Annotated in this window: 10 protein-coding genes; 1 reads left to right on the top strand and 9 read right to left on the bottom strand. The window is 42.4% G+C overall.

Annotation, left to right across the window (positions count from 1 at the left end; translation table 11 throughout):
• Position 1: 1 nt before the first annotated feature.
• Genes DWX23_RS12700 through DWX23_RS12690 form a run of 3 tightly spaced genes read right to left on the bottom strand, consistent with a single transcriptional unit; the run spans position 2 to position 886 of the window.
• Positions 2 to 424 (bottom strand): PcfK-like family protein, encoded by a 423-nt coding sequence (locus DWX23_RS12700; RefSeq protein ID WP_007366492.1) that lies wholly within the window; start codon positions 422 to 424, stop codon positions 2 to 4.
• 13 nt (positions 425 to 437) lie between these two features.
• Entirely contained in the window at positions 438 to 659 is a 222-nt protein-coding gene (locus tag DWX23_RS12695) for a hypothetical protein (protein ID WP_007366491.1), read from the bottom strand.
• An 11-nt stretch (positions 660 to 670) separates the two neighbouring features.
• Positions 671 to 886, bottom strand: coding sequence for a hypothetical protein (locus DWX23_RS12690; protein ID WP_007366490.1), 216 nt, complete (start codon positions 884 to 886; stop codon positions 671 to 673).
• Between the two features lie 456 nt (positions 887 to 1,342).
• On the opposite strand from DWX23_RS12690, the gene DWX23_RS12680 reads away from it, so the two are divergent.
• Positions 1,343 to 1,534: a hypothetical protein gene (locus DWX23_RS12680; protein ID WP_014224645.1), complete on the top strand. Its 192-nt coding sequence runs from the start codon at positions 1,343 to 1,345 to the stop codon at positions 1,532 to 1,534.
• Positions 1,535 to 1,855: 321 nt separating this feature from the next.
• On the opposite strand, the gene DWX23_RS12675 is transcribed toward DWX23_RS12680, so the two are convergent.
• The 6 genes from DWX23_RS12675 to DWX23_RS12650 form a co-directional block, all read right to left on the bottom strand.
• Positions 1,856 to 4,360 (bottom strand): PQQ-binding-like beta-propeller repeat protein, encoded by a 2,505-nt coding sequence (locus DWX23_RS12675; RefSeq protein WP_122374762.1) that lies wholly within the window; start codon positions 4,358 to 4,360, stop codon positions 1,856 to 1,858.
• 19 nt (positions 4,361 to 4,379) lie between these two features.
• Entirely contained in the window at positions 4,380 to 5,336 is a 957-nt protein-coding gene (locus DWX23_RS12670; RefSeq protein ID WP_233587598.1) for a metallophosphoesterase, read from the bottom strand.
• 5 nt (positions 5,337 to 5,341) lie between these two features.
• Entirely contained in the window at positions 5,342 to 6,283 is a 942-nt protein-coding gene (locus DWX23_RS12665) for an endonuclease/exonuclease/phosphatase family protein (protein WP_122374760.1), read from the bottom strand.
• A 140-nt stretch (positions 6,284 to 6,423) separates the two neighbouring features.
• Positions 6,424 to 6,846: a hypothetical protein gene (locus DWX23_RS12660; RefSeq protein ID WP_122374759.1), complete on the bottom strand. Its 423-nt coding sequence runs from the start codon at positions 6,844 to 6,846 to the stop codon at positions 6,424 to 6,426.
• Between the two features lie 110 nt (positions 6,847 to 6,956).
• Positions 6,957 to 8,699: a RagB/SusD family nutrient uptake outer membrane protein gene (locus DWX23_RS12655; RefSeq protein ID WP_229800929.1), complete on the bottom strand. Its 1,743-nt coding sequence runs from the start codon at positions 8,697 to 8,699 to the stop codon at positions 6,957 to 6,959.
• Positions 8,700 to 8,790: 91 nt separating this feature from the next.
• Positions 8,791 to 12,315, bottom strand: a complete 3,525-nt coding sequence (locus DWX23_RS12650) for a TonB-dependent receptor (protein ID WP_122374757.1) — start codon at positions 12,313 to 12,315, stop codon at positions 8,791 to 8,793.
• Between the last annotated feature and the right edge of the window lie 90 nt (positions 12,316 to 12,405).

Here is a 12,405-nt window from a genome sequence, read left to right as displayed (position 1 = left end):
ATCAGAAATTGAATAGGTTGGGTTGTTGTACTTCTTGTGCGGTCGCTTTGGTGGCGGTTCTCGGCTTGCTGCGGTTCTGCAACTTGCGGAGTTCCTCCTCTTGGTATCTGCGGACTGCGTTCTGCCGTGCTTCCGCCTTTTCCTCTGCCGTGAGTTCCACAACGTGGTTCACCGCCACTTGGCACTGAATGGGCTTGCCTACCTCTATCTCGTTCTCGTCATAGTAGTGGACGGCTTGCCCGAATATCTCCCCGTCCGTGAAGCCGTTGCAACCGCTCCGCTGCACGTAGTTGAGAATGTAGGTGACACAATCGTCTATGTTCTTGGCAGGGTTGCGGTAGTTCCTCGCAAAGAGCGTATCTTCCGCTGCACGCTGCTCCAGATACATCTGTATCGTTCTCTTGAAATGTTCTGTTCCTTTCATATCGCTGTCTTTTTTAGATTGTCTGTTTCAGTATTTCTCTCCAATAGGTCGGCTCTACCTCGCTCAGAAGGAAGTCTGTAAAGTCCCTCCGTGCGTCCTTGTTCAGTTCTCGGTAGAGTTCACGGAACACGGATATGTTGCCGTTGATGTACGTTTCCACCATGTACACGAAGATGTTGTCCACCTCGTAGTATCTGCACTGCTGCGCTGCCGTTTTGCTGCTTCTCTTTGCCATGTCAGTAGGGGTTAAAGGGTGAATAACCAAAGGATGAAGCCGAAGAAGGCAATAGTGGAAAGGATAGCCACGATTACACCTATCGCCACTCGGAACACTCCGTTTACAATCTCTCTAATAATGCCCCAAAAGATGCCGAACATCCCGAAGGCGGTGCGTACCATCAAGCCGCATATCGCAAGCCCTATGTACTGCGCCATTTGTCTGAAATTTGCCGTTGCCGTCATATCTTCGCTGTTTTTGATTTTTTTGTTTTTTAATGCGGATTCAAGAGCTGAGGGAGTTGAGTTTCAAACTATCTTATCTGCCTCTCGTTTATCCGACATTTTTTTTATGCGTCTTTCTGTCGCATCGGTCGTTTTCGTTTCGGGTGCTTGAAAAGGTAGGGATTAGGGAATGCAAGGTTTTTCGGGAAAAATACTACCCGCAGGGCTGGAGATTTTTTCCGAAAACAGGAGGCTTGACCTTGCATTCCCGTCCAATCCCGGAATTACCTTTGCGCCCAGAACGGAAATGACTATCTGATGCGGCTCACTGAAAGACGCGAAAATGGAGGTAAACGGAAGTGGAGGCAGATTGGACAGGAAAACTTCAAAAGAGAAATCCGTAAAAAAGGGAAAACGCCAAAAGGAAAAGGGACATAGCCGGAGGCGTGAAACCGGGCAAACCACCGGCAAGGAAGTATGATTTTATATGTCTGGCCGAGCGTGTACGGTCGGACGGATAAAATCATTCTTCCCGGTTTGCCTGCCGTGTGTGACGGCTTGTTCCATTTATGGATCGGGCGGTCAGACACGGCTTTCCGCTTACGGCTCAAAGGAACAGTGGAAAAAGAAAAATCGTCAGAAACCCGTAAAAGCACCTCTTTGGCATAAGCACAAAAGAAATGGGCCTTGCATCATTAGTCTAAACTGTTGTTTAGGCGTGAGGCAAAGCCCTTTTCTCCGCTTATGCGTAGTCGGCATACGTTCGACCAAAATCCTTTTGGGCGATGGTGTGCCGACGGACAAAACCGCTTTTACGGAAAAACTTGTATGAGAAGAAAAAATTAGGGAGATTCATTTCAAAATCTCCCGTTTTATTGTTACTTTTGCATACGAAGAGTTCTTTGAAGGTTACGCAACGCGCAGAAGGATGATGCAGTAGATAACTAACTAAATCGTAACCTATTACTATCATGAGCAATTAACCTACGCTCAGTTCCAATAAATTACACTCTTTTCGTAACTTCGCCTTACAAATGTATAAACATTTCCACCGAAATCAACAGCGATCAAAGCATTCCCTGAAACAGCCACCGAACCGAATACCGGAGCACCTGTCGCATGTTTCCATACCAGTTTACCGTCTTCTTTATTCACTCCGTAGATAGTTCCGTCGGAAGCACCTACATAAACCGTATTACCTGCCAGAACCGGACTGGTTTCGATCGTTGCGGAAGGTTTACGGGAATAAGGAGAAGTGAATACCAAAGCGTCGTTGGTTGCAAACTTCCATTTCAACTCCAGTGTCTCGTTATCCAGAGCGATCAAACCGTCTTTAGCTGAACCGAAGATGATCTCTTTATCCGTCAGCAAAGGTGTAGAAGTCACATCCACACTGAAAGGTAACTCCTTGCGCACAACCACGCGACCCGTATTGGCATCCAGAATAAAGAACGATTCACTCGAAATGATATACAGCAGGTCACCATGGACAGCTGCCGAAGCACCACGGTTACGCAGGCCGTTCGTATTGGCTTCCCATTTCAGTTCTCCGGTTTTCAGGTCGTTTCCGTAAAGTGCACGCCATTGGGAAGAACCAACCAATACATTCTTTGCTATAGAGAATGTCGTTGTTGTTCCTTCGCCCTGCCCCCAGGCTTTATTCCGCCAGATTTCACGACCGTCTTTCGTATCGATAGCACAAAGCCCTTTACCTGTACCTGCATAAACAACACCGTCAGAAGCAACCAGTCCTTCGATCAGGGAAGGCAGACCGTTTATCGGTAACTGTTTTTCCCAGCTGAGTTTACCGCTTTCGGCATGAATGGCATATAAATACCCCTGTGCATCTTGTGCCAGAACCTGACCATTATCTATAACGATCGTGTTCTTAACTGAGTTGCGTACCGGATATTTCCAGATAAGTTCTCCAGTCTTACCGTCGAGGGCATATATATGGGCCTCCCCTTTCAGGTTCTCATCCACAGAAGCTATATAGATCTTTCCATTATAAACCAAAGGCGATGTCATATAAATATTCGCTCCTACATTCTTTATCCAGGCCATCTGTAAAGGTTGGTTCAGTGCAGGTTGAGCAGGTACGGCATGCTGAGGATTCTCCAGCAGGTTCACCCAGTTACCACTCAGTTTCACCTCCACAGGAGCAGCATGATATGTAAAGGCACTTTCTGTTTCAGCTGTTTCTCCATTATTGAAACGGGCTTTTATCTTTAAAGTAACAGCCTTTCCCTCCTGTTTGGCAGTCAAAGGAACTTCGGCATTCCAGCACCAATCGGTAGCTTCTTGCAGTTTTTTGTTACTGAACAAGGCCTTACCGTCTACCAGACAGGTATAAGTCACTTCTTTTACCGGCGTTACGGATGAATAGACATTTACCGCCAAAGGCACAGCACCCGAAGCCAATACAGGCACCTGTCCCTCAACCGGGGAGGTTATCTGAATCTGTTTATTCAGATAAGTATAACGAAGCTCGGAAACGAAATCTCCTTTCTTATCGACATGCAAGACACGGAAAGCACTGGTTGAATGGTCGATACCACCTTTATCCAACGTTGCCGTAGAAACGGAATATACATCTCCCTGCTTCTTCATATAGTTGATATGCCAGTGTCCGTATACCCAGGCTTTCAGGTTATGTTCGTTCAGGTTGATCTGTTCCTGATCGTTGATTCCGAAAATGAACTGGTCGCCATACGTCAGCAGGTCATGGTTGAAAACGACGATCGGCTTGCCTTGCGGAACCTGTGCCAGGTCGTTCTTCAGCCAGCGATAGACATCTTCCTTCGTATAACCGGGCTGATAATCGCCTCCGGCCATCGGAGTCACGATATAGTGCGTGCTACCTGCATCGAAAGAGTAATAAACAGGACCGTAAATACTTTCAAAAAGTTCTTCACCATATTTCCCTTTCACCAGGTCATGGTTACCGATGGCATAAAACATCGGGCAATCCATATTGGCGGTATTCATCATTTGGATATGTGCCTTCAGACCTTTTTCATAGCAGATATCGCCTGTGTGCATAATAAAGGCAACCTGTTCGTTGGCTGCATAATCGCGCACATTATTTACCCAGTCACCGTGATTCTCCGTATTGAAGATCTCCGTATCGGCGATATGGACATATTTATGACTGCCATCTTTTTTGATCCCTCCGTTATAAGGCTGCAAACCGAATTCATACCCTTTCTGTTCACCGTCGATACGGATATAATGTTTATTATCCGTCTTATATCCCGAAGGAGTGGTGATAAAGATAAACCGTTCCCTCGGATGTCCCGGCAAGGAAAACGAACCGTCGGAAGCCGTTTTCACGACATTCAGTCCGTCGGAAACAGCTACACCAGCCATCGGTTTCTCTCCCTTATCAAAAACTCCGTTATTGTTCTTATCTACAAAGACCCGTCCTGTATAGGCAGCGCTGGCAGAGAATGCCACACAGCTCAACAGGGCGATGTTCAGAAATGTTTTTTTCATGTGATTGATGTGTTTATATTTAGAATGTTAGTTGTAAATCTTCTATCCAAGGTACTAAAGGTTGCGAACGGTCTGTAATACCCAGTTCTTCAGGTCCGGGAGCAATGAACTCGCTCTTTACTCCTTTCAGGTCCATACCTTTATCTGTCAATGTAACGATCCCGTAAAGGGCGTCTTTATAAGGCAGCGTATATTTCAAAGCCGGTCTTTTCTGATTGATCTCGTCGCTGAAACGTTCCGGACAGGCATATTTCTCGCCTACCCACTGATTGGAAGCACTGTTGATCTGGATATAGGCAATCCCGTTGATCTCCTTCATATAATTCGTATGATCGTGCCCGCTGAAAGCGACCGCCACCTTTTTATATCCGGCACGCCGATTCTCCTCCTCAAAGATCTTCCGGATATCTTCACGGTTCTCTGAAGAACATTCAAAGCTCTGATGTGAGAAGATGATACAACGTTTGTCGGTAGCCTGAAGGTCTTGTTTCAGCCATTCCATTTGTTCGGGATCCACCAACGAAATCTTTTCCGCTTTATAATAGTTCCCTTTGTCGTAAGGGAGATACTTTTCTCCATCATAGATATTATTCGGATCGAGTACGATAAAATGAAAATCTCCCTTATCGAAAGAATAGTACGGACTCTGCATCCCTGTGAACCGGATAAACTCCTCTTTCGAACAGTTATCCATATCATGGTTCCCAAATACCATGTGCTTCTCGCCGGGATAATCCTGCCAGAGCTTCAGGAAAGGCTTGTTTTCTTCTTTCGGCATACAGAAGTCACCTAGTTCGATGATAAAGTCGACCTGATTCTCTTCGGCTGCATGTAAAAAGGTACTCAAACGTTCTTCCGCATCATGTGCGATATCCTGATGTATATCCGATACGATGGCAAATGTAACAGGCTTCGTTTCTTTCTGGCAGGAACCGAATCCCAGACAGATAAGAAGGGATAGGAATAAGTGTTTCATCATAACTATTTTTTGATATTGAAGGTTGTCAATACGAATCCGTGATCGGAAGCATAGAAGAAGTCATCTCCTTTAAATGAGAATGTTTCACCCAGGATATTGTCATAGCATTGGGACTCTACTGCCTGTATCGTTTTACCCTGATAATAGATGAAGTCGATACGATCCTGACGGTTCACCGTTTCCAGCGAGTCGGCATCTGTCAGCCAGGTCGTTCCGATGTTCTTCACCGGATCGGGGTTGATCTCACGGAAACTGTCTTTGAAATTGGCCGCCTCCATCTCTTTAGATACCGTCCAGTTGACAACAGCGCCCCCATGATTGTACATGTCTTTGGTCGCTTCCGTCCAGTCCAGATGAGAGTGACTGTTAAAATCACCTCCCATAATGACCGGAATGCTATCTGTCTCCGCTATCATCGGTTTCAGGGCACCCAATATTTTGCGTATCTCATCGTCACGTGTACCGGCATCGTCCCAAGCCAGTATTTCTTCTTCCGACTTATCGGTGGGGGTCAAACGCATATCAGGTAAATAATGTATCCAGGTATCGAACAAACGGACCGGTGTCCCGTCCATATCTATTTCTACCCCTCCGAAATTAAACGTATCGATCACATCGGGATAAGAATATCTCTTTACGATCGGATAACGGCTAAAGATACAAAGGTTACTGGAAATCAGATAATGTTCGTATCCGAGCGAGTCCGCGATCATCGGAGCCGCCCCATAAGTTTCAACCATCAGAATGACATCCGCCTGGCTTTTCTTCAAAATGCCGATGATGCCGTCACAGGCTTTTTGTCCATAAGTTTTTGAGTGACCTGCATGCCAGACGTTCCAGGACAGGACGGTGAGTTGTTGCTCTTTTTTCTGTTCTGAGCAAGAAAGGAACATATTTATAAAGAGTATTACAGATATAATACAGACAAGACTTTGTGTTTTCATGTATATAATACTTATCAATGTTTTGTTAAAATATTATCACAAAGATAGAATAAAAGAGTGTATCAAAAAATAAAATATCTTTTTGATACACTCTTTTATACCAAATAAATAGCTATATATCTTTATTAAAAAATAGCCTTCTAATCTAATAGTGAATATGTATCTGCCTTAGTAAATTTATTTGGAATAATTCCACTAGGACAATCTTCAATTACTTGTAATATATAGACAGTACTATAATAATATTCTCGTTTATATATTACAAATGAATTATGTTCGCCACCAAATTCCTTATTTGCATATTTAACAAGATTTTCCTGAAAACGAACTTCTATTTCTTGTGGTAATGGATTAGAAGATGTCTTAAATTCAGTATAAGGGACAACTGTATATCCCTCAGATTGCCATCTTGCAACAGATCGTTCAATAAGGTCCTGTACTTGTTGATTGGCATCTACTTTTAAAGTTTCTACAGCCTGCTCTACAATAGACTGAGCAGCTACCTTATCATTGAATAACAAACATAATGCAAAGCTTACAGCTATAATTATATAACGTTTCATGTTAATTATATTAGATTATTAAGATAAAGACTGCACCAATACTCAATAAAAGATATTTTTCTTGGTGCAATCTAACTTATTATGTTGAATAATAACTAGAACAAAGATTATTACCAGCCGGTAGGCTGTTTCAGATTAGGATTCAACTGTACCTGTGTAAATGGTATCGGATAATAATAATATTTAGGAGCGATGAATGTAATAGGGATATTCTTATCTTTTACAAAACGGATATATCCTTTATCTCCTTCACTCAAATAGATACCTTGTTCTTTACCTGTTTCATCGAACAATGTGTAAACAGTCAGCTTATCCTTATCTTCGCCTGAGAGATTATTATCTGCCGGAGTTTTGAAAATAGCAATATCAGGTTCGCCATCACCTGTAATATCCAGCGGTCCGAAGCCAGGAATATACATACCTTCAGAAGGTCTTTCCATCAACTCACCAACACACCATCTTTTGATATCATCTGTTCTCAGACCTTCGCAAGCCATTTCGACACGTCTTTCACGCCGAATCTCAAGAATAACTTTTGCATTGGCACCTGTTACATTAGGATACTGGGCAGCAATCACCGGGTCATTCGGAAGATTACCCATATCCATCGGAGTTACTCCAACCCTGTTTCTTAACAAATTAATCGTATTATTGATATCGTTCGCAGTAATCGATCCCAACTCTGCTTTTGCTTCTGCATTAATCAATAAAACCTCCGCATAACGGAAGATAGGAAGATCGTTATAATTCTTACCGTATCCACCATTCAGATCCTGTGTTCTAGGATAAAACTTTACCTGTCCCAACCCGCCATAAGTCGGGTTTACTTTCTTAGCCTGAACGTCACCCGAAGCGATGAAACCTGCCGGCATAATTGTTTCTGCCATACGGGGATCTCTGTCTTCAAAAATCTGAGTGAACTGTCTTTTAGCATAAGAAGGATCCAAAGAGATAGGGGTTCCATCCAGTTTCAGATAGCTATCAGCCAAGCTTCTACTCAAATGCCACTGCCAGTCTAATACGGAAGATGTATTGTTACCATGTCCGATTGTACGATCGTAATCAGCATAAAGAATCATTTCCTTATTTCCAGACAAGTCTCCGCTAATAAACAAGTTTCGATACCCTTCTGCTCCGTTTCCGGTAATTTCAAAGCCACCCTTTGTCATAATTTCATTGGTTGCCCATATTGCTTTTTCCAAAAACGCATTGGCAGTACCCTGCAGATTCAGTTCCGTATGATATTTACGATATGTACCTTCATACAACGCAACACGAGCCATCAAAGCTAAAGCGGCCCATTTATTAATACGTGTACGGCTCTCTATTGCTTTAATATTTTCAGCAGCAAATTGTAGGTCAGCCATAATCGAATCGACCACTAACTCTCTTGAATCCTGGCCTTTTTCCAACAAATCCACATCAGAGGTCTGTAGTGGTTTAGGATACCAAGGAGAAGATCCGTATTTCTTGATTTGAGAGAAATAGAACCAAGCGCGGAAGAATTTTCCTATACCAACGTAATGCTTAACTTCACTTTCATCTCCCTGTGCCCTATATCCGTTAACCAACAATACATTACATTTACGCAATGTACCCCAATCACTATGGCTACCGTTAACATAGTCTGGCCGACCATCATTCGCCCATCCTCCGACATTCTTTTCATCGATCTTACCTCTCAACATATTATCCCATTCATTGGAACCACTGTATGTACTGATATTATCCGAATAAACATCATCTGTACTATACTGTAAGATTTCATACAACCCGTTCGTGTATGTTTCCAAGTCCTGAGGAGTATTGAAAAAGTTCTCCTCACTAATACTTGTCTGTGGGTATCTCTCCATAAAACTATCGTTACAAGCTACCAGAAATAAACTTGCTCCAACAGTTAGTATATATTTTAATGATCTCATAATTATCCAGTATTGTTATTATTTAGAAATTAAGATTAAATCCAAAAGAGAAAGAACGCTGCAACGGATAAACTTTACCATCATCGTCCAATGCTTCCGGGTCTAGATTTGCTTTCAATCCACTCACTTCAAACAAGTTTTCACCACTGAAATAGAAACGCAGACGTTCGATACCCGCTTTCTTAGTTACAGACTTAGGTAATGTATAACCGAAAGTAAAGTTTTTCAAACGCATATAAGCTGCATTCTGTAAATACTTTGTTTGAACGGCGGCCAGTTCATGACCTGTAGATTCGGCAATATAAGCTTTTACTCTCGGGAAGTAAGCATTCGGATTCTCTGGAGTCCAGTGATCCAGGTTTTGCTCCTGAACGTTTGTCCAAGGCTGTGCATAAATTCCCCAGAAATAATGGTTACCACCTTCTGCATACCAGTCTTTCTTTCCGATACCCTGGAAGAAAGCACGTATATCAAAACCTTTCCAATCTGCATTCAGGTCAACACTGAATGGTAAACGGTTAGATTTATTACCGATTTTCTTATAGTCTCCCGGATCCGCTAATGTACCAGCACCATTATCAATTTTACCGTCCCCATTTATATCTTTAAATTTCAAGTCACCAACATAGAACTGATAACTTTGGTCGTCTTCACCCACTTTAGACTGATCGGCATGATTCTTCAGTTCTTCTTCACTTTGGAAGAATCCTTCGGTTGTCAATCCCCACATCTCTCCGATTTCCTGTCCAACATAATACTTATCCCATTTGGATGTTCTACCTATTACATTACCATTCTTATCTGTAATATTCACATAGTTATCAAATTTCGTAATAAACGAACGACTATCGGCCAACACAAAACGTACGCTATAATTAAACGGCGAGTCTTTCAGATTAAACTGATCTCTCCACATCAAAGACAATTCCCAACCTCTAGTCTTCATATCTGCCGCATTTTCTTTCGGTTCACGGATACCTATTACGTTAGGCAATGTTTTACCAGTTGTAAGCATGCCGGTTGTATAACGTACATAGTAGTCATAATTGGCCGTCAACCGGTTGTCCAGGAACGACAAGTCGATACCACCATTCACAGTCGATACCTTTTCCCATGTCAGGTTAGGAGCAACGATATATGGCATATAAATACCGATAGGACGACTTCCATCCAGAATAGAACCGATTTCATAAGTAGACATACTAGGAAGATAAGTATACTCATCTACACCCTGGTTCCCCAGACTACCATAAGATCCGCGCAGTTTGAAAGAAGTCATATTCAAAGCATCCTTAACATTCGTAAAAAATGATTCTTCAGAAACAGTCCATGCAGCAGATGCAGAAGGGAAGAAACCGTAACGGTCATTCTTCGGGAACTTAGATGTTCCGTCATAGCGTCCGTTGAATTCGAGGATATAACGATTGTCATAGATATAATTCAAACGGAAGAAAGTACCGCGAACGGCCCATTCCTTTATCGTTTCGCTAGTCTTCACCGTACCGGTAGCCAGCTCCGGAGTAGGATAGCCATCACTGATCAACTGGTCTCGAGACACCCAGAAGCTATTTGTCTTCCGATATTCCTGGTTAAAACCGACCATTGCCTGCAAATAATGCTTCTCATTGAATGTCTTGTGGAAGTCCGTATAGACATTGAATACATTGTAATCATAGAAAGCACTTTCATTTCTTGCAGAAGGAGTCACGTTGCTTGTTTCCAGCGGTCTTTCCGGACCGGTCTTGTAAGTATAAGGCAAGAATGATTTTCTTGTTATTTCGCTGTCTCTTCTGAATGTAGCATCAGCTTTCAACTGCCATACATCTTTCATCAAGTCAATTGTTGCTGCAAATGAAGTCTGGAACTCACGGCTGTTGTTTACCTTGCGACCACCATCTTGTAGTTTTCCCAACAGTGCACCTCCACTACTGGTCCAGGTTCCATCAGGGTTTTTAGGAACATCCAAAGAGTTAGTTCTGTTCACCATATGGAAGAAGTCTTTGGTTGACCATCCTGATTCACCGAAAGAAGGTTCATCGTATGTACGATATGTGAAAGAAGTATTATTACTAACGTTCAACCAGTCGGTAATCTGATAATCCACCTTACCTCTCATGTTATAACGCTTGTAAAGGTCATTACCGTAACGGAACATACCATCCTGATCATAATATTCACCGGAGAAATAGTAACCAACTTTCTTACTTCTCTGAGAAATATTGAAATTTACCGTGTAAGAAGGAGCGGTTGAATTATAAACTTCATCCATCCAGTCCGTATGACCATAGTAAGCCCATTTATTAGGATCGGTAGGATTCAGAGCCACCGGATTCAAAGAAGGATTCTCTGAATATTTTTTGGCCTCATTCATCTGTTCCTGTGTATAAAGCGGGTTATACAACGGCCATGCTGCCTGATTCTTCAAATCCATTGTCACATAAGGATCCGTTACATGCTTAGGTACTCGGCTGATCTTTCTGGTTGAATAATATGCATTTACACCAATAGCAATTTTATCAGTCTTAGCAGTTTTAGTCGTTACCAAAATCACACCGAAAGCTGCACGCGCACCATAAATGGCAGCAGAAGCCGCATCCTTCAATACAGAAATGCTCTCGATATCATTAGTGTTCAAACGGGAAAGTTCACCAGCTGTAGTCGGAATGTTATCCACCAAGATCAGCGGATCGCCATCGTTGATAGACGTTTTACCACGAATATTGAATTTACTGGCTTCATTGGCACTACCACTGGGAACGGTAATATTCAGGTTAGGGATTGTTCCCTGCAAACCTTGCCCTACATTTGTGATAGGACGGTTTTCCAACGCTTTGGAAGTAATAGCATCTACAGCACCTGAAAGGTTAGCTTTCTTCTGTGTACCGTAACCAACAACGATCACTTCGTCCAGTGTTTCGCTGTCTTCACTCAAAGTCACATTCAATGCACTTTTTCCATTCAAAGGAATATCCTGTGTCTTATAACCGATATAAGAAATACTGATAACAGCATTCGGAGAAACTTCCGGTAAAGAGAAATTACCATCGACATCAGTTATACCACCGATAGTGGTTCCTTTTACCAGGATATTCACACCGATCAGCGGTTCTCCTGTCCCGTCTTTAACATTACCTGTTACAGTAATTTTCTTTTCCTGCTGGGGAGCGGCAACAGCAACTTGTTTTCTGTTCGTTTCGTTCTTACGAACAATAATCTGGCGGTCATTAATGATATACTCAATGTCCGTTCCTTCGAACATTTTTTTCAATATGGATTCAACGGTCTGATTGTTGACGTCCACATTTACTTTCCTGTTCAAATTGATATTTGAACCGTGGTACACAAAAATAAATTCACTGTTCTTTTCGATGTAAGAAAATACATCTTTTACAGTCCGGTTGTTCATGCGAACGGTCAATGTGGTTTGTTCCGCATAGGTTGATTCTGCATAGACTACAGATCCCCCATAACTTACCAGACATAAGGCTAAACATGCACTTTTAAGAAAATGAGCCGGTTTTCGGCTGAATTCTTCATTCTTTTTCATACATTTGTAACGTTTTTTCTTTGATACATAAATTAATAGATTAAACAAGAAACTTGAGAACCGAGTGATATGGCCGTATCGTTCGGTTCT

It is taken from the genome of Parabacteroides sp. AF18-52, assembly GCF_003479145.1.
Classification (GTDB): Bacteria; Bacteroidota; Bacteroidia; order Bacteroidales; family Tannerellaceae; genus Parabacteroides; species Parabacteroides faecis.
The sequence above is the reverse complement of the archived record's forward strand: the minus strand, read 5'-3'. Positions and strand labels throughout refer to the sequence as shown.